The organism is Pseudomonas sp. C321 (assembly GCF_055407105.1).
Window position 1 is genome coordinate 404,386 of record NZ_JBUZRB010000003.1, and the last position, 21,804, is coordinate 426,189.

20 protein-coding genes are annotated in these 21,804 nt (G+C 60.6%); 8 read left to right on the plus strand and 12 right to left on the minus strand.

What is annotated here, in order from left to right:
- The first annotated feature begins 24 nt into the window (after positions 1-24).
- Positions 25-852, plus strand: coding sequence for an isocitrate lyase/PEP mutase family protein (locus ACZRJ6_RS11455; protein WP_463968197.1), 828 nt, complete (start codon positions 25-27; stop codon positions 850-852).
- A 3-nt stretch (positions 853-855) separates the two neighbouring features.
- Positions 856-1,554: an extensin-like domain-containing protein gene (locus ACZRJ6_RS11460; RefSeq protein ID WP_463968198.1), complete on the plus strand. Its 699-nt coding sequence runs from the start codon at positions 856-858 to the stop codon at positions 1,552-1,554.
- 3 nt (positions 1,555-1,557) lie between these two features.
- On the opposite strand, the gene ACZRJ6_RS11465 is transcribed toward ACZRJ6_RS11460, so the two are convergent.
- Positions 1,558-2,178: an energy transducer TonB gene (locus ACZRJ6_RS11465; protein WP_463968199.1), complete on the minus strand. Its 621-nt coding sequence runs from the start codon at positions 2,176-2,178 to the stop codon at positions 1,558-1,560.
- 95 nt (positions 2,179-2,273) lie between these two features.
- Between ACZRJ6_RS11465 and ACZRJ6_RS11470 the strand changes: the two genes are divergently transcribed.
- Positions 2,274-3,056, plus strand: coding sequence for a class I SAM-dependent methyltransferase (locus ACZRJ6_RS11470; protein ID WP_350613624.1), 783 nt, complete (start codon positions 2,274-2,276; stop codon positions 3,054-3,056).
- 29 nt (positions 3,057-3,085) lie between these two features.
- On the opposite strand, the gene ACZRJ6_RS11475 is transcribed toward ACZRJ6_RS11470, so the two are convergent.
- Positions 3,086-3,721, minus strand: a complete 636-nt coding sequence (locus ACZRJ6_RS11475; protein WP_463968200.1) for a TetR/AcrR family transcriptional regulator — start codon at positions 3,719-3,721, stop codon at positions 3,086-3,088.
- A 92-nt stretch (positions 3,722-3,813) separates the two neighbouring features.
- Here ACZRJ6_RS11475 and ACZRJ6_RS11480 point away from each other — a divergent pair, with 92 nt between their 5' ends.
- The 3 genes from ACZRJ6_RS11480 to ACZRJ6_RS11490 are packed head-to-tail and all read left to right on the plus strand — an operon-like array spanning position 3,814 to position 8,584.
- Positions 3,814-4,917: an efflux RND transporter periplasmic adaptor subunit gene (locus ACZRJ6_RS11480; RefSeq protein ID WP_463968201.1), complete on the plus strand. Its 1,104-nt coding sequence runs from the start codon at positions 3,814-3,816 to the stop codon at positions 4,915-4,917.
- A gap of 5 nt (positions 4,918-4,922) precedes the next feature.
- A complete protein-coding gene (locus ACZRJ6_RS11485; protein ID WP_463968202.1) occupies positions 4,923-7,988 on the plus strand; it encodes an efflux RND transporter permease subunit in 3,066 nt (1,021 codons plus the stop codon).
- A gap of 2 nt (positions 7,989-7,990) precedes the next feature.
- Positions 7,991-8,584, plus strand: a complete 594-nt coding sequence (locus ACZRJ6_RS11490; protein ID WP_463968203.1) for a LysE family translocator — start codon at positions 7,991-7,993, stop codon at positions 8,582-8,584.
- Between the two features lie 134 nt (positions 8,585-8,718).
- Here the strand turns inward: ACZRJ6_RS11490 and ACZRJ6_RS11495 are convergent, their stop codons facing one another.
- The 3 genes from ACZRJ6_RS11495 to plsB are packed head-to-tail and all read right to left on the minus strand — an operon-like array spanning position 8,719 to position 12,388.
- Positions 8,719-9,405 carry a DUF4197 domain-containing protein gene (locus tag ACZRJ6_RS11495; protein WP_133102187.1) on the minus strand — a complete coding sequence of 229 codons (687 nt, stop codon included), beginning with the start codon at positions 9,403-9,405 and terminating at the stop codon, positions 8,719-8,721.
- A 25-nt stretch (positions 9,406-9,430) separates the two neighbouring features.
- Positions 9,431-9,832 (minus strand): YbaY family lipoprotein, encoded by a 402-nt coding sequence (locus ACZRJ6_RS11500; protein WP_463968204.1) that lies wholly within the window; start codon positions 9,830-9,832, stop codon positions 9,431-9,433.
- Between the two features lie 51 nt (positions 9,833-9,883).
- Complete coding sequence (gene plsB / locus ACZRJ6_RS11505; RefSeq protein ID WP_463968205.1) at positions 9,884-12,388, minus strand: glycerol-3-phosphate 1-O-acyltransferase PlsB; 2,505 nt, start codon at positions 12,386-12,388, stop codon at positions 9,884-9,886.
- 192 nt (positions 12,389-12,580) lie between these two features.
- Here plsB and ACZRJ6_RS11510 point away from each other — a divergent pair, with 192 nt between their 5' ends.
- The gene (locus ACZRJ6_RS11510) at positions 12,581-12,790 is read left to right on the plus strand and encodes a cold-shock protein (protein ID WP_032891681.1); all 210 of its coding nucleotides are present in this window, start codon (positions 12,581-12,583) and stop codon (positions 12,788-12,790) included.
- Positions 12,791-12,904: 114 nt separating this feature from the next.
- Here ACZRJ6_RS11510 and ACZRJ6_RS11515 read toward each other — a convergent pair whose 3' ends face one another.
- The 4 genes from ACZRJ6_RS11515 to ACZRJ6_RS11530 form a co-directional block, all read right to left on the minus strand.
- Positions 12,905-13,282: a hypothetical protein gene (locus ACZRJ6_RS11515; protein WP_463968206.1), complete on the minus strand. Its 378-nt coding sequence runs from the start codon at positions 13,280-13,282 to the stop codon at positions 12,905-12,907.
- 72 nt (positions 13,283-13,354) lie between these two features.
- The gene (locus ACZRJ6_RS11520; RefSeq protein WP_463968207.1) at positions 13,355-14,164 is read right to left on the minus strand and encodes a putative RNA methyltransferase; all 810 of its coding nucleotides are present in this window, start codon (positions 14,162-14,164) and stop codon (positions 13,355-13,357) included.
- Positions 14,164-15,315, minus strand: coding sequence for a succinyl-diaminopimelate desuccinylase (gene dapE, locus ACZRJ6_RS11525; RefSeq protein ID WP_350613614.1), 1,152 nt, complete (start codon positions 15,313-15,315; stop codon positions 14,164-14,166). The genes ACZRJ6_RS11520 and dapE overlap by 1 nt, the downstream gene beginning before the upstream one ends.
- A 109-nt stretch (positions 15,316-15,424) precedes the next feature.
- On the minus strand, positions 15,425-18,016 hold the full coding sequence (locus ACZRJ6_RS11530; RefSeq protein WP_463968208.1) for a glycosyltransferase: 2,592 nt from the start codon (positions 18,014-18,016) through the stop codon (positions 15,425-15,427).
- A gap of 218 nt (positions 18,017-18,234) precedes the next feature.
- On the opposite strand from ACZRJ6_RS11530, the gene tcdA reads away from it, so the two are divergent.
- Entirely contained in the window at positions 18,235-19,044 is an 810-nt protein-coding gene (tcdA, locus tag ACZRJ6_RS11535) for a tRNA cyclic N6-threonylcarbamoyladenosine(37) synthase TcdA (RefSeq protein WP_178114484.1), read from the plus strand.
- A 1-nt stretch (position 19,045) separates the two neighbouring features.
- Here tcdA and ACZRJ6_RS11540 read toward each other — a convergent pair whose 3' ends face one another.
- The 3 genes from ACZRJ6_RS11540 to dapD form a co-directional block, all read right to left on the minus strand.
- A complete protein-coding gene (locus ACZRJ6_RS11540; RefSeq protein ID WP_463968209.1) occupies positions 19,046-19,468 on the minus strand; it encodes a SufE family protein in 423 nt (140 codons plus the stop codon).
- Positions 19,465-20,670: an aminotransferase class V-fold PLP-dependent enzyme gene (locus ACZRJ6_RS11545; RefSeq protein ID WP_463968210.1), complete on the minus strand. Its 1,206-nt coding sequence runs from the start codon at positions 20,668-20,670 to the stop codon at positions 19,465-19,467. Before ACZRJ6_RS11545 ends, ACZRJ6_RS11540 begins: the two co-directional genes overlap by 4 nt.
- A gap of 70 nt (positions 20,671-20,740) precedes the next feature.
- Positions 20,741-21,775 (minus strand): 2,3,4,5-tetrahydropyridine-2,6-dicarboxylate N-succinyltransferase, encoded by a 1,035-nt coding sequence (gene dapD, locus ACZRJ6_RS11550; RefSeq protein ID WP_133102197.1) that lies wholly within the window; start codon positions 21,773-21,775, stop codon positions 20,741-20,743.
- Positions 21,776-21,804: the final 29 nt, after the last annotated feature.

The following is a 21,804-nucleotide window of genomic DNA, read 5'->3' on the forward strand; positions in this document are numbered from 1 at the left end:
TCCTCTTCCCGCCAGGAGTCAGCAATGGACCCGCAAACCCTTCGCGCCGAAACCTTCAAGGCTTTGCATGAGCGCGACCGCGCATTCGTAATGCCTAATCCGTGGGACGCAGGCTCCGCCAAGATGCTCGCCAGCCTGGGCTACGAAGCGCTAGCCACCACCAGTGCCGGCTTTGCCTTCAGCCTTGGACGCCCGGATGCCGAAGGCGCGTTGTCCCTTGAAGATACCTTGGGCAATGCCGGGATGATCGCCCAGGCAACGATGCTGCCGGTAGCTGCCGATCTGGAAAACGGCTTCAGCGACAGTCCCGAAGGTTGCGCCGAGACTATTCTGCGGGCTGCGGCCACGGGGATCGTCGGGGGCTCCATCGAAGACGCCACGGGTATCGCCATCGACCCTATCTACCCCTTTGATCTTTCTGTTGAGCGCATTGAAGCTGCCGTTGCTGCCGCTCGCAGCCTGCCGTTTCCGTTCATGCTGACGGCCCGTGCGGAAAATTTCCTGCATGGCAAACTGGATTTTCCCGACACCATCCGCCGCCTGCAGGCTTATGCCGAAGCGGGGGCCGATGTGCTGTATGCACCGGGCCTGCGCAGCGCCGAAGAAGTGCTGGCGGTGGTCCGGGCCGTGGCGCCCAAGCCGGTGAATGTGTTGATGTCTGGCGGCCTCAGGCTCACGGTGGCGCAGTTGAGCGAGATGGGCGTCAAGCGCATCAGCGTCGGTTCGGCGATGGCCCTGGCGGCCTACGGTGAGTTCTTCAGGGCTGCGCGGGAGGTTCATGAGCTGGGGACGTTCACGTTTACCGAGCGTTCGATGCCGTTCAGTCAGGCCAATCAGCTGTTCAAGGGTTGAGCCGTGCGTTTTTTCAAAGTGCTGGGCGTGCTGCTGGTTTTAGCCGTTGGGCTGGCCGTGGCGGTGTGGCGCGGCTGGGTGCCGCTGCCTGATGAATGGAATCCCTGGGTGCCGCTGGACGTGCGTGCATCACCGAACCTGTTGACCCGGTTCAAGCTGGGGCGTTTGCAGGATGATCCGGCGTTGTGCGATCAGGTGCTGAAAACCTCCGGTTTGCGAGTCACTCATCAAGCGGACAGCCCCGCCGACGCCGCGTGCCCACTGCGCAATACCTTGCGTGTCCAGGGTGGCGATGTGGGCCTGAGCAGCAGCTTTCTCGCCAGTTGCCCGCTGGCCGTGGCCTTTGCCCTGTTCGAGCGCCACAGCCTGCAACCGGCGGCACAGGCGGTGTTTGGCCAGGCGGTGACGCGGGTCGATCACCTGGGCAGTTTTGCCTGTCGCAATATGTATAACCGTACCGAAGGACGACTGAGCCAACACGCCTCGGCCAACGCCCTGGATATTGCCGGATTTCGCCTGGCGGACGGGCGCAGTATCAATGTGCTTAAGGATTGGCCGGGCGAGGACGCGAGTGCGCGTTTTTTGCGTCAGGTGCGTGACAGCGCCTGCAATGATTTCAATGTGGTGTTGAGCCCGGACTACAACGCCGCCCACCGTAACCATTTTCACCTGGACATGGGGCGTTGGTGGGTGTGTCGCTGAGGATCAGGCAGCCAGGCGCAGATTGTGGAGGATCAGCGGGCGTGCCCAGCCGCAGTCGAAGTCCAGTTGCTTCTGCTGTTCCACCAGCTCTTCTGCCGGGAAGGGTTCGGCGGCCGGGGGTAGCAGCTCCATTTCGAACTCGGCAATCGGCAGGAACAGCGGCCTGGGTTGCGGTGCCGGGCCAGGCTCGGGCAGTGGCAGGCCTGCGGTCAGTACGATAGGACGCACCCAACCGCTTTCAAAGTTTTGCTGGCGCTGCTGGGCGACGATCTCTTCCTCGGGGAACGGGACGGCGGCCGGTGGCAGTAATTGCATTTCGAATTCGGCAATCGGCAGGAACAGCGGCTCAGGCGGGGCGATTTTGGTGTCCTGCACATTGCAGTGGCGCTGGGTGACGATTTGCGTCAGCAGGTCGCTGCCGGCGCTGGGCTCCACCGAGGCATCCACCGGCACCGCTTCCTTGGCGGCGAGCGCACCCGGCTCTTCGCCGAGCTGCTCGGCGAGCGCTCGGGCGAAGAAGTCCTGCCACACATGACTGACGCCGGCCAGCGCTTGGGAATTGCGTAGGCCGTAGTGGTTGTGGGTCGGCAGTACACCGGTGAATTGGGAAGGAATGTCTGACATTTCTCTCGGTCGACGCTCAGCTCTGGCAAAATGCCTGATCATTTTTTTATCGGCCGCTTTTTGCCGATCCTTAATATTTTTGAGCGTGGCGACAGATGAGCGAACAACCAGCGGCCAGCCGCATCCGGGTCGAGGCCCTGGCCGAAGGCTTTCAAGCCCGTGCCAAGCACTGGGCCGAGCAGCTTGGGCTGCCTTTGCAGTTGGAGGAGGCGGACTTTGCCTTGCAGGTGGGTGAACACGGCCTGCAGTTGCAACAACTGGGGCCGGACGCGCCTGGGCCGGTGCGGGTGGATTTTGTCGAAGGCGGCGCGGCCCATCGTCGTTTGTACGGCGGTGGCAGCGGGCAGATGATTGCCAAGGCCGTGGGCATCGCCCAGGGCGTGCGCCCGCGGGTGCTGGACGCCACGGCCGGGCTGGGCAAGGATGCGTTCGTGCTGGCCAGCCTGGGTTGTGAGATGAGCCTGATCGAGCGTCAGCCGCTGATTGGCGCCTTGCTGGAAGACGGCATCGCTCGGGGCGCGGATGATTTCGAGGTGGCGCCGATTGTCGCGCGGATGACCTTGCTCAAGGGCAATTCCATCGAGGTGATGCGCAATTGGGAAGGCGAGCCGCCCCAGGTCATCTACCTCGACCCAATGTTTCCCCATCGTGAGAAAACCGCTCTGGTGAAGAAGGAAATGCGCCTGTTCCGACCGCTGGTGGGGGATGATCCGGATGCCCCGGCCTTGCTGGCAGCAGCGTTGGCCCTGGCCAGCCACCGGGTGGTGGTCAAGCGCCCGCGCAAGGCACCTTGCATTGAGGGGCCCAAGCCAAGCCATGCGCTGGATGGCAAGTCCAGCCGCTATGATATCTATCCGAAGAAGGCGCTGAAGTCCTGAAACCAGACTCCCCGCCCGTGGGAGTCGGGCTAAACCCGATACGCCCGCATAAACAAGCCCACCACGTCCTGTACATGTTCCTCGGCAGCCTCAGGGCTCAACTGCCCGCCACAGCCATATAACAGCCGGAAATTCGCCGTGCCCTTGAGCAGGCAGAAAAAGTGTTCGGCGGCGGTAAGCGGCTTGTCGATGCTCAGGGCGCCGCTCTGATCAATCTTGCTCAGCAAGCGCTCCATGCCTTGCAGCATGCGCATGGGGCCTGCTTCGAAAAAGATCTGAGAGAGTTTCGGGTCCTGGCTGCCCGAGGTCATCATCAGGCGATGCAGGTTCACCGATTCGTTGCTGTTGACCAGCACATGAAAACCACGGGCGATATTCAGCAACACCTTCTCGACGCACACACCGTCAGGCAATTCGAAATACATCACCGGCAACTGCTCTTCGCACTTGGCGACGACGGCAGCGGAGAACAGCGTCTCCTTGTCGGTGAAATGGCTGTAGACGGTCAATTTTGATACACCCGCCTCAAGGGCTACCGCATCCATGCTGGTGCTGGCGTAGCCATTACTCAAAAACAGGATTTTGGCGGCTTCAAGGATCGCCTGGCGCTTTGCCATGTCCTTGGGGCGCCCGGGACTATTGGTGTTTACGGGATTGTCGGACATTTTCACTTTAATACTGGACTGGTGAGTTTGGTATTAATAACATACCGACCAGTATAATTATTCCAAGCACCATTAGCGAAAGGTCCTTCAGCATGCGTCGCTTTGTTCTGCCCCTTGCGTTGCCTGTCAGCCTGGTACTTCTGTTGGCTGCCTGCGGCCATGAAGATGCGGCGAAAACCACGGTCCGCCCGGCCATGGTGGTGCAGCCACAGCCTTCGGCGGCTACGTCCGACAGCTATCCGGGCGAGGTTCGCGCCCGCTATGAGCCGGATCTGGCCTTTCGCATTGGCGGCAAAGTCAGCCGACGACTGGTAGATGAGGGCGAAAGGGTCAAGGCTAACCAGCCCCTGGCCGAACTCGACCCCCAGGACGTGCGCTTGCAACTGGAAGCCACCCGCGCCCAGGTTGCCGCCGCCGAGGCGAACCTGAGCCTGGTACGCGCCGAGCGTGACCGTTACAAGACCCTGATGGACCGTCAGATGGTCAGCCGCTCCCAGTACGACAATTCCGAAAACATGTACCGTTCCGGGGACGCACGCCTCAAGCAGATCAAGGCTGAATTCGACGTTGCCAACAACCAGGCTGGCTACGCCGTGCTGCGTGCGCCCCGGGATGGGGTGGTCGCCAAGCGCTCTGTGGAAGTTGGCCAGGTGGTGTCCGCCGGCCAGACCGTGTTCACCCTGGCCACTGATGGCGAGCGCGAAGTGCTGATCAGCCTGCCGGAACAAAGCTTTGGCCGCTTCAAGATTGGCCAGCCTGTATCCGTTGAGTTGTGGAGCCAGCCGGACCAGCGCTTCACTGGGCGCATTCGCGAGCTGTCGCCAGCGGCAGACCCCAAGTCGCGCACTTTCGCTGCCCGTATTGCGTTCGCCAGCGGTAAAGTCCCGGCAGAGCTGGGCCAGAGTGCGCGAGTATTCATACAAACCGACGGCGTTATTGCGTTGTCTGTGCCGCTGTCGGCCTTAAGCGCGGAGAACGGCGCGTCCTACGTCTGGCTGGTGCAGTCCGACAACACGCTCAAGCGGGTGCCAGTACGAATCGGCGCCTTTGGCGAGAAAAGCGTACCGGTGCTGGAAGGCCTGAACCCCACAGACTGGGTAATCGCTGCCGGTGTCCATGTGCTCCATGAGGGTCAGCAAGTGCGCCCGGTGGATCGCTCCAATCGGGTGGTGAATCTGACGGCCAACAAGGAGTAGTCCCGATGGGTTTCAATCTTTCCGAATGGGCGTTGCGCAATCGCCAGATCGTACTGTTCCTGATGCTATTGCTGGCAGTGGTCGGTACTTTGTCCTACACCAAACTGGGGCAAAGCGAAGACCCGCCGTTTACCTTCAAGGCCATGGTCATCAAGACCAACTGGCCGGGGGCCACGGCCCAGGAAGTCTCGCGCCAGGTTACCGAGCGCATTGAAAAGAAATTGATGGAGACCGGTGACTACGAGCGCATCGTCTCCTTCTCGCGCCCCGGCGAATCCCAGGTCACCTTCATCGCCCGGGACTCGATGTATTCAAAGCAGATCCCCGACCTCTGGTACCAGGTGCGCAAGAAGATCAGCGACATTCGCCTGACATTGCCGCCGGACATCCAGGGCCCGTTTTTCAACGATGAATTCGGCACCACCTTCGGCAACATTTACGCCCTGACCGGTGAGGGTTTCGACTACGCCGTGCTCAAGGACTACGCCGACCGTATCCAGATCCAGCTGCAGCGGGTGCCGGATGTGGGCAAGGTCGAGCTGCTGGGTTTGCAGGACGAGAAGATCTGGATCGAATTGTCCAACCTCAAACTCGCCACCCTCGGTTTACCGCTGGCTGCTGTTCAGCAGGCCTTGCAAGAACAGAACGCCGTCTCCACCGCAGGCTTCTTTGAAACACCCAGCGAGCGCATACAACTGCGGGTCTCCGGCAACTTCAAGACGGTAGAAGAAATTCGCGACTTCCCGATTCGCGTCGGTGATCGCACCTTTCGCATCGGCGATGTGGCTGAGATCCACCGGGGCTTCAACGATCCACCGGCGCCACGCATGCGCTACATGGGCGACGACGCCATCGGCCTGGCAGTAGCCATGCGCGATGGCGGTGACATCCTGGTGCTGGGCAAGGCCCTTGAAGGCCAGTTCGCTCGCCTGCAGAAGAACCTTCCGGTTGGCATGGAGTTGCGCAAGGTCTCCGACCAACCGGCGGCCGTGAAGACCAGTGTCGGCGAATTTGTCCAGGTTCTGGCTGAAGCGCTGGCGATCGTGTTGCTGGTGAGTTTCTTCTCCCTCGGCGTGCGCACCGGCATGGTGGTCGCCCTGGCGATTCCGCTGGTGTTGGCGATGACTTTCGCTGCCATGTACTACCTGGGGATTGGCCTGCACAAGATTTCCCTCGGCGCCTTGGTGCTTGCCCTCGGCTTGCTGGTGGACGACGCGATTATCGCCGTGGAAATGATGGCGATCAAAATGGAGCAGGGTTACGACCGGCTCCGGGCCGCCAGTTTCGCCTGGACCAGCACCGCCTTTCCGATGCTCACCGGCACACTGATCACCGCCGCCGGCTTCTTGCCGATTGCCACCGCGCAATCGAGCACCGGCGAATACACCCGTTCAATCTTCCAGGTGGTGACCATTGCGTTGCTGGCTTCCTGGGTTGCCGCCGTGGTGTTCGTGCCGTACCTGGGGGAAAAACTCCTGCCGGACCTGGCGAAGATTCTCGCGGATAAGCATGGTGCCGATGGTCCTGATCCCTACGGCACGCCGTTCTATCAGCGGGTAAGACGCTTGGTGGAATGGTGCGTAAGTCGGCGCAAGACGGTGATTGTGCTGACCTTGCTGCTGTTTATCGGCTCGGTGGCGCTGTTCCGCTTCGTGCCCCAGCAGTTTTTCCCGGCTTCCGGGCGGCTGGAGTTGATGGTTGATCTGAAGCTGGCCGAAGGCGCGTCGCTGAGCAACACCGCCGATCAGGTCAAGCGTCTGGAGTCGCTGCTCAAGGAGCACTCCGGTATCGACAACTACGTGGCCTATGTCGGCACCGGCTCGCCGCGTTTCTACCTGCCCCTGGACCAGCAATTGCCTGCGGCCAGCTTTGCCCAGTTTGTCGTACTGGCCAAGACCATCGAGGAGCGGGAAAGCCTGCGCACCTGGCTGATCGAGACCCTCAATGAACAATTCCCGGCCTTGCGCTCGCGGGTCACGCGCCTGGAGAACGGGCCGCCTGTTGGCTACCCGGTGCAGTTCCGAGTCACGGGTGAACATATCGAAGAAGTGCGGGCCCTGGCGCGTAAAGTGGCGGCCAAGGTTCGCGAAAATACCCATGTGGTCAACGTGCACCTGGACTGGGAAGAACCGAGCAAGATTGTCTACCTCAATATTGACCAGGACCGCGCTCGTGCCTTGGGTGTGAGCACCGCCAACCTGTCGAAATTTCTCCAGAGTTCCCTGACCGGGTCCAGTGTCAGCCAGTACCGCGAAGACAACGAGTTGATTGAAATCCTCCTGCGCGGCACTGTTCACGAGCGCACCGAGTTGTCGCTGCTGCCGAGCCTGGCAGTGCCGACCGATAACGGCAAAAGTGTCGCCTTGTCGCAGATTGCCACTCTGGAGTACGGCTTCGAAGAAGGCATCATCTGGCACCGCAATCGCCTGCCGACGGTGATCATTCGCGCCGATATCTACGGCAAGGAACAACCAGCGACTCTGGTCCAGCAAATCTTGCCGACTCTGGAAGGCGTACGCGCCGAATTGCCGGACGGTTACCTGCTGGAAGTCGGCGGTACTGTGGAGGATTCCGCTCGCGGGCAAAACTCGGTCAAGGCGGGCGTGCCACTGTTTATCGTGGTGGTGCTGACTTTACTGATGCTGCAACTGCGCAGCTTCTCGCGCACGGCGATGGTGTTTCTGACCGCGCCACTGGGGTTGATCGGCGTGACGCTGTTCTTGCTGGTGTTCCGCCAGCCCTTTGGCTTCGTGGCGATGCTGGGGACCATCGCGTTGTCGGGGATGATCATGCGCAACTCGGTGATCCTGGTGGACCAGATCGAGCAGGACATCAAGGCTGGGTTGGCGCCCTGGCAGGCGATTATCGAGGCGACGGTGCGACGTTTCCGTCCCATCGTACTGACGGCCCTGGCGGCGGTATTGGCGATGATCCCGCTGTCACGTAGCGTGTTCTTCGGGCCGATGGCCGTGGCAATCATGGGTGGGTTGATTGTGGCGACGGCGTTGACGCTATTGTTCCTGCCTGCGCTGTATGCTGCGTGGTTCCGAGTCAGGAAGGATGTTGTGTAATCATGCTTGCTACCGTTTCTGCCCTGATGTTGCTGCTGCTGGCGCCCGGGCCAACTAATACCCTGTTATTTCGTGCAGGTGTGTTGTTTGGCTTCGGCGCTTCTTGGCGGCTTGCCTTTGTCGAGTGCCTGGCCTATCTGCTTCAGGTCTCACTGTGGGGCGCAGCGTTACTCTATATTTCGGCGTATTCGCCTTGGGCCATGCGGGCCACACAGTTGGGCGCAGCCTGTTATTTGCTGTATCTGTCCTATAAATTGTGGCAGCGCAAAAACAGCGTCACTGCCCCGACAGGCGACCGCTTTGGTGGGCTGTATTTCTTTTTGCTTACGGTCATGAATCCGAAAGGCTTGCTGATCGTTTCGTTTATAGCGCCGATCAATGCATTCGCCGAGTTGGAAGGTTACCTGGTCTTTATGGCGACCCTCGTGTTGGTGATCATTCCGGTAGGCTTTGCCTGGATATTATTGGGTGCGCGATTCGAAGGCCTGCAGCAAACGTGGTTGACGCCCCTGAAGATCAACCGGGCGACGTCCGTTGCCATCTGTTGTTTTGCCTCCATCATGATTGGACGGCTGGCTGATTCGGTTATTCACTGACGACGTGCTCTCAGGTTTGCAGGAAGGAGATCACAGAAGTAAGGAACCATTGCTCACTTACACAAACGCCCCGAATATTCGGGGCGTTTGTATTTATGCTCTGTTTTGATTGAAGTGTTCTTTTTGCCGTTTGGTTACAGCGCCCCGAACACCTTCTTCGCCAAACTGGTGGCCGCCGCCGCCGGATTCTGGCGAATGGTTTCTTCCTGCTGGGCAATCATCTTGAACAACCCATCCAGGGCTTGCTCGGTCACGTAGTTTTCGATGCTGGCGCTCTTGTCGCCGAGCAAGCCCATCGGGGCTTTTTTGGCGAGGGCGTTGTACTGCTGGGCTACGCCGACCTTGTCAGTGGATTGCTTGACGATGGGCAGGAACTTGGCGCGGATCTGCTCGCGGCTACTTTTGTCCAGGTACTGGGTGGCTGAATCCTGGCCGCCGCTGAGGATACCCTTGGCATCGCTCACGCTCATGTTTTTCACAGCATTCACCAGAATAGGCTGGGCCTGTGTCACGGCTGATTCGGCCGCCTTGTTCATGCTGGTTTCAAGTTGCGTGAGTTGGTCGCCCATGCCGAGCATTTTCAGCGCACCGGCGGCTTTGTCCAACTTGCCTGGCAAGCCGATTTTTACCTCGGGGTTATTGCTGAAACCACCGGGTGCGCCCAGTTGCTTGACGGCAATCTGCGCGCCCTGGGTCAGCGCGTCCTTGAGGCCGCCGGTGGCGTCGCCCTGGGACAGGTCGCCCAAGGACAGGGCCATGGCGTTGGCGCCGAGCAGCAGGCCGGCACACAGGGCGGTGAGGCGCAGGGAGTTACGGAGCATGAGCACTTCCTTCTATTCGATTCAATCAGTGGGCGACGGCATCGACGCGCAGGCGCAACGGCTGTGGGTCCTGGCCGTTCAACTGCACCGAATGCCGTTCGGTGGTGATAAACAGTAGCTTGCCATCCAGTTCGATGCGAGCACTGACCGAGTAACTGTGGCCAGGCTTGACCTGGGCTGGGTCGTAGCTCAAGTGAAACGGCAGGGGCACCTGGCCGTTGACCGGGCCTTTTTGCTCGGCCAGGGTCACCGATGGTGCATCGGCCAGGGACACGTCCAGCAGGCTGACACTCAAGGTGGCGCTGGGTGGCAGCGCGATGCGTTGCAGGTAGAACACTTCACCTTCGAGGCTGGCCTTGGGAGCGGGTTGCATGGTTTGGCAGGCTCCCAGAAGGGCGGTCAGGCCCAGGAGGATGATTTTTTTCATGGTGGAACTCCTTGTCAGTGGCGCCAGAAACACCCTGGCGCCTCATTAAACCTAGCGGGTTTCTTCAGGTTCGACGGGCTTGTCAGTCGCCTCATCACTGCGATGCAACGCTACCTGGCGAATTGACAGGCGAATCTCCGCTGGCAACACGCGCTTGGCCGCGCCTTCGGCCAGTTCGCCCAGCAGCGGGTGATAACTCAGCTTGCCGGCTTCGTCGCGGCGCAGCACATCCTGCTTCAGAAGTGTCTGGATAAAATGTCGGAAAAGGCTCTTGTCGAAGAACTCCGGGGCGTTGAGACCATGGAGGATCGACAGGCGCTGAGCCATGACGGTGCAGAGGTCTTCCAGTTCTTCGGCGCTGATGCTGTTCTGGCCACTGTTGAGCAACAGCGAGATGGCCATGTAGAAGCGTTGCAGAGTCTGGGCAATGCTCTTGGACAGCAGGGTCAGCAGCACAAAGTTCCGCGAGCTCGGTGCCGGGCGCAGGTAGACGTCGTTCTCGAAGCGCAGCAGGCCTTGTTCGACGAACGCTTCGAGCCACTGATCGACCACCGCGTCCAACTCGTCAAGGGACCAGCGGATAAACAGTTCCGATTGCAGGTACGGATAGAGTGCGCGGGTGTAGCGCAGGATCTGTTCGCGGCTCATCCGCGAGCTGCTCTGGAAGAAACTGGCCAGCAGCGCAGGCAGGGCGAAAATGTGCAGTACGTTGTTGCGGTAGTAGGTCATCAGGACGGCATTTTGCTCGTCCAGGTAAAGAATCTTGCCCAGGGCATCGCTCTGTTCCGAGAGCAGGTCCATGTCCTTGACGTGCTTGATCAGTGCCTGGCCATCGCCTTCGGGCAAGGTGGTGTGGGGCGAGTAGGGCACCCGGCGCAGCAGCGCAAGATACAGGTCCAGCATCCGCGCCATGGCCTGGTCGTCCAGGGCCAGGCGGGTGGTGGACAGCAGCGCCAAGGCCACCAGGTTTACCGGGTTGATCGCTGCGGCTTCGTTCAAGTGCCGCGCCACCCGCTCGCCGAGTCGGTTGGTGGTTTCGTTAAGCCAGGCGGGCTTGTAGTTCGGGCCCAGTTCCTGGGCGCGCCAGTCGGGTTGCTCCTGATCAAGGAATTCAGCCAGTTTGATCGGTTCGCCGAAGTTGACCGCAACTTGGCCAAAGCGCTGCTTGAGGGCACCGAGAACCTTGAAGATATCGAAAATCGACTCTTTCTTTTTAGTCGCGCCGCGCAGTTCGCCGAGGTAGGTGCGGCCTTCCAGCACCCGTTCGTAACCGATGTACACCGGCACAAACACGATGGGCATGCGCGAGGAGCGCAGGAAACTGCGCAGGGTAATCGCCAGCATTCCGGTTTTCGGTTGCAGCATGCGCCCGGTGCGGGAGCGTCCGCCTTCGACGAAGTACTCCACCGGAAAGCCCTTGGTGAACAGGGTGTGCAGGTATTCGTTGAACACCGAGGTGTACAGCGGGTTGCCCTTGAAGGTACGGCGCATGAAAAACGCCCCGCCGCGGCGCAACAGGCTGCCGATCAGCGGCATGTTCAGGTTGATCCCCGCGGCGATGTGCGGCGGGGTCAGGCCGTTCTTGAACAGCAGGTACGACAACAGCAGATAGTCGATATGGCTGCGGTGACATGGCACGTAGATGATTTCGTAACCCTGGGCGACCTTTTGCACGCCATCGATGTTATTGACCTTCACACCGTCGTAGATCTTGTTCCAGAACCAGCTCAGCACCACTTCCATGAACCGGATGGCGGTGTAGGTGTAGTCCGAGGCGATCTCGTTGCCATAGCGCAGTGCCTGGGCCTTGGCCTTTTCCGGGGTGATCTTTTCCCGTTCGGCCTCGTCGAGGATCGCCTGGCGCACCAGTGGCATGTTGACCAGGCCTTTCACCAGGTTGCGTCGGTGAGACAGGTCGGGGCCGATCACCGCGGTTTTCAGGTTACGAAAGTGCACCCGCAGGATACGTTGAGCCATGCGCACGGTGCGCTCATGGCCTTTATTGTGCTCGATCAATTCGCGCAGATTAATTGGCGCAGAGAATTGCACTCGGGTTTTGCGGCCGAGGATCAGGATGCTCAGCAGTCGACGCAGGCGGCCGGTGACGGCCCAGCTGTCGGCGAACAGCAGTTTCCAGGGGCTCGACTCGCTTGCCGGCGACTGGCCCCAGAACACGCTGACCGGAATAATCTGCGCATTTTCTTCGGCGTGTTCGGCAAGGGTACTGACCAAGCGGGTCAGGGTGGGCGGCGCGCCGCGCTTGTCCTGGCGACCAAGCCAATCCGGGTCGGGCGTCAGGTAGAAGAACGCCGCCGGCTCCAGCAACGAGCCGACCGACACCGGCAGCACCGGGCGCGGCAGGCCGGCCTTGGTGCACTCGGTATCGACCACGGCCAATTCGGTGAGTGAGGGCGATTGCAGGACGTAAAACACCGGTCGGCTGCGGTCTAGGTTCAGGGTGAGGGACGACTGGTTGATCGTCTCCGAGCGAACCCAGAGGTACAACAGTCGGCGCAAGGTGCCAAATACCAGACGGCGGAACGGGGAGCGGGTCATAGGTGTGCTGCTTTGAGTGGAAAAAACCGAGCAGATGCTCGGGCCGCTAGTGTGCCGTATTCATCGAAAATCGGCAAAAAAGCGCCGATATAAACTTGAGTTGAGAGTTCTTGAGCCTGTCATATACTCGGCAGTTCAATGCGACTGACTCAACCATAAAACTCAACAATAAAAGCAGGTGGGGGCAAACAGATGGCAACGCGCGAGACAGGTAATGTGAAGTGGTTCAACGACGCCAAGGGCTACGGCTTTATCCAGCGTGAAGACGGCAAGGATGTGTTTGTACACTACCGCGCCATTCGTGGTGATGGGCATCGTTCCCTGGCAGAGGGCCAGCAGGTGGAATACGCCGTGGTGACCGGCGAGAAGGGCTTGCAGGCGGAGGATGTGGTCGGCCTGTAAGGCCATGCCTGTGTAGGGGCGGGCTTGCTCGCGATAGTCGTTAACGATAACGCGTGCATCCTGAATGACCGCGGTGCCCTTAAGGCCATCGCGAGCAAGCTCACTCCTATAGGTTCAGGCTGTTTTCCAGATGATCTCTTCTTCACCATCCACGCTGATCCGCATCCAGCGGTCGGCGGTCTCTTCGCCTTCTTCCTCAACCCAGCTTCCCGGCGCGCAACGTACTTCGACGTTGAGCGTGGCAAAGGCTGCACGGGCGCAGGCGATGTCGTCTTCCCACGGCGTCTGGTCGCTTTCCAGGTGCAGGCTGTTCCACTTGCCTACGGCCTTCGGCAGCCATGTAACAGGTACGCTGCCGGCCTTGCATTTGTAGGTCTGGCCTTTCTGGACCCAGTCGGTGCATGGCCCCAGGGCTTCGCCGAGCCAGGAGGCAATGGCCTTGTAGTCGACGTCGGCGTCCTTGAGGTAAATCTCGATATCGGGTTGGCGCATGGATATTCCTCACTGCGGGTTTCGAAAATCCATTCGCGGATTCAGGACGGGCTCGAAAGCCCAAATAGGGGGTTATTGAAGCACGAAATAGTCGTAACGCATCGACACGGTGACCAGCAGCGGTTCAGGGTGCTCAATCACCTGGGCCCGGCGCTCGGCGCTGGCACGCCAGCCGTGGGGCGTCATGGCCAGCAGGTTGGCGCGGTCCTTGGGGTCCGCCAGGCTAAGCTTGAACTCCAGGGTTTCGCTGTGTTGCAAGCGCATGCCTTGCGGCACCAGCGCCAAGTGCTTGTCGTCGGTGTACTCGCGCACTTCGTCGTACAGGCGTTCGCGCAGCTCCATCAGGTGGCCGCTGGTAGGGCCGACTTTCATCAGGCCGCCGCCAGGGCTGAGCAGGCGCTTGGCCTCTAGCCAATCCAGTGGGCTGAACACACTGGCGAGAAACTGGCAGCTGGCATCGGCCAACGGCACCCGGGCCATGCTGGCGATCAACCAGGTCAGCGTCGGGTTGCGTTTACAGGCGCGCTTGACCGCCTCCCGGGAAATATCCAGGGCATAACCCTCGGCGCGGGGCAGGGCATCGGCGATTTGCGCGGTGTAATAACCCTCGCCACAACCGATGTCCAGCCAACGCTGGGGCGATTGCTCAGCGGCCAGTTCTGCCAGGCGCTTGGCCACTGGCGCGTAATGGCCAGCGTTGAGAAAATCGCGGCGTGCTTCAACCATGGCCAGGTTATCGCCAGGGTCACGGCTGTTCTTGTGTTGTACCGGCAACAGGTTCAGATAACCCTGGCGTGCTCGGTCGAAGCGGTGTCCGACCGGGCAGGCCACGCCATTGTCCACTGCGTTCAGCGGTGCGCTGCAAATGGGGCAAGCGAGCATCAGGCGAGCAACTTGATCAGGGTCTGGTAATAGATTTCGGTCAGCACATCGAGGTCGCTGGCGAGGATGCGCTCGTTGACCTGATGGATTGTCGCGTTGACCGGGCCCAGCTCAACCACCTGGGTGCCGAGGGTCGCGATGAAGCGCCCGTCAGACGTGCCGCCGCTGGTGGAGGCCTTGGTCTCGCGACCGGTAATCGCCTTGATGCTGGCCGAGACCGCGTCGAGCAGCGCGCCAGGTTCGGTAAGGAACGGCAGGCCCGACAGCGCCCACTCCACATGCCAGTCCAGGCCATGCTTGTCGAGAATCACCGCGACTCGTTGTTGCAGGCCTTCGACCGTCGACTCGGTGGAGAAGCGGAAGTTGAACACCGCCACTAGATCACCGGGGATCACGTTGGTCGCGCCGGTGCCGGAATTGAGGTTGGAAATCTGGAAGCTGGTCGGCGGGAAGAAGGTGTTGCCATCGTCCCAATGCTCTGCGGCCAGTTCAGCCAGCGCCGCAGCGGCCAGATGAATTGGATTCTTTGCCAGATGCGGGTAGGCCACATGGCCTTGCACGCCGCGTACAGTCAGGGTGGCGCCGAGCGAGCCGCGACGACCGTTCTTCACTACATCGCCCACCAGCGTGGTGCTCGACGGTTCGCCAACGATGCACCAGTCCAGACGCTCCTTGCGGGCCGCCAGGCGCTCGATCACGGCCTTGGTGCCGTGGTGCGCCGGGCCTTCTTCATCGCTGGTGATCAGGAAAGCCACCGAACCCTTGTGGTCCGGGTAGTCGCTGACAAAGCGCTCGGCGGCCACCAGCATGGCTGCCAGGCTACCTTTCATGTCCGCCGCGCCACGGCCGCAGAGCATGCCGTTTTCGTCGATCAACGCGTCGAACGGATCGTTCTGCCAGGCTTGCACCGGACCGGTGGGCACCACGTCGGTGTGACCGGCAAAGCACAGCACCGGGCCTTCATGCTTGCCGTGGGTGGCCCAGAAGTTATCCACATCCTCGATGCGCATCGGCTCAAGCTGGAAACCGGCGTCGCCCAGGCGCTGCATCATCAGCTTCTGGCAATCGGCATCGATTGGCGTCACCGACGGGCGACGGATCAGGTCGATAGCGAGTTGGAGGGTCGGCGAAAGGTCGGCGTGGGCCGTCATGGGGAACTCCGGAAGCTTTTATAGATGAGCAGGCAAGGCGCGCAAAATGGCGGATATCTTAAAGCAAAACGGCGGCCAGAGGCCGCCGTTTAGTGCATTGCGCAAGATTTTACGAAGCTGGCACAGGTTCAGGCGCCGCGGCCGGTTTCGGCAGCGAAGACAGGAACGCCATGATCAGCGCCGCCAGGTAGGGTAACGACTGCACCAGCAGCATCACTACCCAGAAGCGCATGTCATTACTCGGCAGGCCCTGCACCAGGTAGATCCCCAGCGCCGCGCCCCACAACAGCAGCATGATGAACAATTCTTCCCGGGCTTCAGAAATAGCTACCCAGAAACCGTGGTTATCGGCGTTTTTCGGTGTGCGAAAGAACGGAATACTGGTGGTGAAGAAGCCGTACAGCACCGCCTTGGCGATGGTGTGGGACAACGCCAACCCGGCCAGCGCTGCGCAGAACGCATCCTTGAGGTTCACGCCAACGGCGCGACGGTAGAGGAAGATGATCTTGCCGACCTTGAACACGAACAGTGCCAACGGCGGGATCGCGAAGATCAGCAGTGGCGGGTCGACCCGCGTCGGCACGATGATCATCGCTGCCGACCACAACAGGGCGCCGACGGTGAAGAAGATGTTCATGCCGTCTGCCACCCACGGCAACCAGCCCGCGAGGAAGTGGTAGCGCTGGCCGCGGGTCAGCTCGGTGTCCTTGCCGCGCAACAGGCTGGCGGTGTGACGCTTGATGATCTGAATCGCGCCGTAGGCCCAACGGAAACGCTGTTTCTTGAAGTCGATAAAGGTATCGGGCATCAGGCCCTTGCCGTAGCTGGTGTGGTAATACGCCGCCGACAGGCCTTTTTCAAAGACTCGCAGGCCCAGTTCGGCATCCTCGCAGATGCACCAGTCGGCCCAGCCCAGTTCCTCCAGCACCGAACGGCGGGTCATGGTCATGGTGCCGTGCTGGATGATCGCGTCACGGTCGTTGCGCGTCACCATGCCGATATGGAAGAAGCCTTTGTATTCGGCGTAGCAGAGCTTCTTGAAGGTACTTTCGTTCTGGTCGCGATAATCCTGGGGCGATTGCACCACGGCGATTTTCGGGTCGGCGAAGTGCGGCACCATGTGCTTGAGCCAGTTTGGGTCGACGCAGTAGTCCGAGTCGATCACCGCGATCACTTCGGCGTCCTTGGCGGTGTGCGGGATCAGGTAGTTCAGCGCGCCGCCCTTGAAACCGGCCAGGGGCGAGACGTGGAAGAACTTGAAGCGCGGGCCGAGGGTTTCACAGTAGTCGCGCACTGGTTCCCACACGGCCGGGTCCTTGGTGTTGTTGTCGATGATCAGGACTTCGTAGTCCGGATAGTCGAGGGCTGCCAGGGCGTCGAGGGTTTGTTTGACCATCTCCGGTGGCTCGTTGTAGCAGGGCACGTGGATAGAGACTTTCGGGCGGTAGTCCGAATCCCCGGTCACCGGGAGGAATTCACGCCGACGCTTGTGGGTCCAGACCGCTTCCGCCAGTTCATGAGCCTCGGTCAGCAACACGATAAACACGCCCAGGGCGCCGAGTGCCAGCAGGAAACCCACCGTCAGACTGAACCAGGTGCTGTATTGCTGGCTGTAGTCGTAGCCGATCCACACCAGCACCGACCCGCACAGGAAGGCGATAAAGGTCAGGAAGGTACGACCGCGCTGGCGCAGGGCCGAGCCGTCGATCATCAGCAGGGTCAGAGACAGCAGCGCCAACACCACCGACCCGATGGCCAGCACACGCCATTGTGGGATCGCCACAACGGGGCCTTCAAAGTTGAATTTCTGCTGGCGCGCGGCGTTGAACACACCCCAATAGGCGCCCACCGAACCTTCATCACTGGCCTTCCACGGCTGATCGAAGGCTTCGATCACAAAGTAGTTGTAACCCTGGCGGTTGAGTTTGTTCACCAACGTGCGCAGGTAAATTGCCTGGTCGGCAGGGGATGCATCCGAACCGCCACGCATCCGGCCATTGCTCGGCCAGCCAACTTCCGACAGCAACAACGGCTTTTTCGGGAAAGTCTTCTTCAGATCCCGTGCACGGTCGAGTACGAACTGGCCGGCCTTATCCACCGGGATATGCTCCCAGTACGGCAGGATGTGCGCGGCGATCAGGTCGACGTGCTTGCCCAGTTGCGGGTTGTCTTCCCAGATGTGCCACTGCTCGGAGGTAGTCACCGGCACTTTCACGGCGGCGCGGACCCGGTCCAGCAGGACGATCAGCGCTTCGGAGGTGATTTCCTTGCGGAACAGGGCTTCGTTGCCCACCACTACCCGCACGACACTGCGCGAGCTGTTGGCGATCTCGATGGCGCGCAGGATCTCGCGCTCGTTGCGCTCAAGGTCCGGGCTGATCCAGATCCCCAGGGTTACCCGCAGGCCGAATTCTTCCGCCAGTTTGGGAATATCCCCCAGGGTGGCGTCGACCGAATAGGTACGGATGTTGTCCGTCAGCTTGCTCATGATCTCCAGATCACGGCGCATTTGTTCGTCGGTGGGGTACTGGTCTTTCTGCGGGTACTGGCCTTGCTGGAATGGCGAGTAGGAAAAACCGGAGATCTGTTCAGGCCAGTTGGGGGTAGTGACCGGGCGGTTGATCAACGCCCAGAAGCCGGTGAACAGCGCGGCAATCGCCAGCACCACCACCAGGTTGAGTCCAAATTTACGCGATGACATAGCTATTTCGGGTTCCAAAGGGTGTGGAACGAAAAGAGGTGTCGGCCTGCGCCGAACGGCGCGCATCCTACACTGGCCTTCGACTTACCGTACAGCAAGCCGAGAAAAACCGGACATTGGGCAGCGAAAGTTCATCTAAGTTCTTAACTTGTAGTTTGTAGCTTAAAACTTGTCGCTGCGTAGCCCTATAATGCGCGCCGGTTTTTGGGGTAATGGTCATGAGTACAGAAGATCCACGGTTTGCTGGCATCGCCCGTTTGTATGGCATTGAAGGCCTGGAACGCTTGAAAGCGGCCCATGTGGCCATTGTCGGCGTCGGCGGTGTCGGCTCCTGGGCGGCAGAAGCTATCGCCCGCTGCGGCGTGGGCGAAATCTCGCTGTTCGACCTGGACGACGTCTGCGTCAGCAACAGCAACCGCCAGTTGCACGCGCTGGACAGCACCGTGGGTCAAGCCAAGGTCGAGGTCATGGCCGAGCGCCTGCGCGGGATCAACCCGGATTGCACCGTGCATGCGGTGGCGGATTTCGTCACCCGCGAGACCATGGCCGAGTACATCACCCCCAACATCGACTGCGTGATCGACTGCATCGACAGCGTCAACGCCAAGGCGGCGCTTATTGCCTGGTGCAAACGGCGCAAGATCCAGATCATCACCACCGGCGGCGCGGGCGGGCAGATTGATCCGACGTTGATTCAGGTGTGCGATTTGAACCGTACGTTCAACGATCCATTGGCATCGAAAGTGCGCTCGACCTTGCGCCGCGATTACGGCTTTTCCCGCACCGTGACCCGGCATTACAGCGTGCCGTGTGTGTTTTCTACGGAACAGCTGCGTTATCCCAAGCCTGATGGCAGCATTTGCCTGCAGAAGAGTTTTGTTGGGGATGGGGTGAAGCTGGACTGTGCTGGTGGGTTTGGTGCGGTGATGATGGTGACCGCGACGTTTGGCATGGTGGCGGCGACCAAGGCGGTGGATAAGATTGTGGCTGGGGTGCGCAGGCCTTCTGATCGGGTCAAGATTACGTAGATTACGGTCGGTTTTCTGAGTACAAACTCAGCGCCCGCATCCTCTGCAGCACCGCATTCAACCCATTACTACGCGAAGGCGACAACTGCCGCGACAATCCCAGTTGTTCAAACCAGCCAGGCAGATCGACAGCTTGCAATTCAACCGCCGACAAGCCGTTAACCCGAGCCAGCAGCAACGCCACCAGCCCACGAATTAACCGCGCTTCGCTGCTGGCGGCAAACTGCCAATGCCCATCCTGCAAGTGCCCCACCAACCACACCAGGCTTTCGCAGCCCTGCACCAGGTTGGCATCGACCTTGTCCGCATCAGGCAGTGCCGGTAGTTGCTCGCCCCATTGCATCAACAGTCGGGCACGTTGCTCCCAACTGCCAACTGCCTGAAACGCCTCCAGAGCAGCCACTGCCTGCGCTGGCAAACTCATAGCAACATGTCCAAAGCCTGATCCAGCGCCTCGAAGAAGCGCTCCAGGTCATCGGAATCGTTGTACAGCGCCAGGGAAACCCGGATCGCGCCCGACAGTCCCATGTGCTTGAGCAACGGCATCGCGCAATGATGGCCTGCGCGTACGGCAATGCCTTGTTCGGTCAGCAGGTGGGCGAGGTCGGCGTTATGCACACCCTCCACCACAAAGCTGGCCAAGGCCACTTGCGGTGGACCCAGCAGCCGTACGCCATTACGCGTCTGCAAGCCGCGCAACAGATAGTCATGCAGCGCAGCTTCGTGGGTCATCACCGCTTGCTGATCCAGTGAACTCAGGTAATCCAGGGTCGCCCCTAGGCCAATCACCCCGGCAATCGGCGGTGTGCCCGCCTCAAAACCCAGGGGAGCCGGGCGAAAGCTGGCACTGTGATAGTCGGCCTGCTGCACCATCTCGCCGCCAAACTGCCAATGGCGCAGGTGGTGTAAGGCTTCGTTGCGGCTGTAGAGCACGCCGACGCCATCCGGGCCGTAGAGTTTGTGGCTGGAAAATACATAGAAGTCGCAGCCCAGGGCCTGGACGTCGTGACGGCCGTGGACGATGCCTTGTGCGCCATCGACCACGGTCAACGCGTCCTGAGCCTTGGCCATCGCCAACAACGCTGGCAATGGTTGCCAGGTGCCGAGCACATTGGACAGTTGGCTCACCGCCAGCAGTCGAGTGCGCGGGCCGATTAATTGGGCGGCGGCTTGCAGGTCGATCAAGCCATCATCGCCCAGGGGCAACACCACCAGCTCAAGCTCGCGGCGTTTGGCCAGTTGCTGCCAGGGCAGCAGGTTGGCGTGGTGTTCCAGGGCGCTGATGACAATCTCATCGCCAGGAGTAAAAAGATGCTCAAGGCCGTAAGCCAAGAGGTTCAGCGCTGATGTCGCGCCGTGGGTGAAGATGATTTGCCCGTCCTCGCCAACATTGAGCCACTGCGCCACCTTGCTGCGACTGTTCTCGAAGGCTTGGGTCGCATGGGCGCCCGGCAAATGCTGGGCACGGTGCACATTGGCTGCGCCATTGGCGTAGTAATGGATGGTCGCGTCCAGCAGGGCTTGAGGCTTTTGCGTGGTGGCGGCGTTGTCCAGATAGGTCTGGCCTTGCCGTTGCAGGGTGGCAATGGCCGGAAAGTCGGCGCGCCAGGGAGAGGGCACAAGCATGGTGTTCAAGACTCGTATGAGCGAGCCGTACCCGAAGGTACGACCTGCTCCAGTGGCATCGAGTCGCTGCTTAGTTGTGAGCGTGCAGCGCTGCGTTCAGTTCGATGGCCGATTTGTGGGTTTTGCATTCCACGGCACCGGTCTCGGAATTACGGCGAAACAGCAGGTCAGGTTGACCCGCCAGTTCGCGAGCCTTGACCACCTTGACCAGTTGGTTCTGCTCGTCGAGCAGCGCCACCTTGGTGCCGGCGGTCACGTACAGGCCCGACTCCACGGTGTTGCGGTCGCCCAGCGGGATACCAATACCGGCGTTGGCGCCGATCAGGCAGCCTTCGCCAACCTTGATCACGATGTTGCCACCGCCCGACAGGGTGCCCATGGTGGAGCAACCGCCGCCCAGGTCCGAGCCCTTGCCGACGAACACGCCAGCCGACACGCGGCCTTCGATCATGCCCGGGCCTTCGGTGCCAGCGTTGAAGTTGACGAAACCTTCGTGCATCACGGTGGTGCCTTCGCCGATGTAGGCGCCCAGGCGGATCCGTGCGGCGTCAGCGATACGCACGCCGCTCGGTACCACGTAGTCGGTCATTTTCGGGAACTTGTCCACCGAGAACACTTCCAGCAACTCGCCACGCAGGCGCGCTTCCAGTTGGCGTCCGGCCAGTTCCGACTGGTCGATGGCGCCCTGGCTGGTCCAGGCCACGTTTGGCAGCAGCGGGAAAACCCCAGTCAGGTTCAGGCCGTGAGGCTTGACCAGGCGGTGAGACAGCAAATGCAGCTTGAGGTAGGCCTCAGGCGTGGAAGTCAGCGCCGCGTCTTCGGCCAGCAGGGTGGCGACCAGCGGGTTATGGCTTTCGGCCAGGCGAGTCAGCAGGGCGGCTTGGGTGGCATCTACATTTTTCAGTGCGTCAGCCAGTTGTGAGGCCTGGGCGATGCTCAGGGCGATGGCCTGGTTGCCTTCGCTGTAACCGAGGATCGGCGCGATGGCAGCAAGGATCTCTGCCGATGGATTGATCAATGGTTGTGCGTAAAACACTTCCAGCCAAGCACCTTGGCGGTTCTGAGTGCCGACGCCGAAGCCTAGGCTGAACAGGGAATTGGACATGCTGTTACCTCTACACAATTGGTATGGGC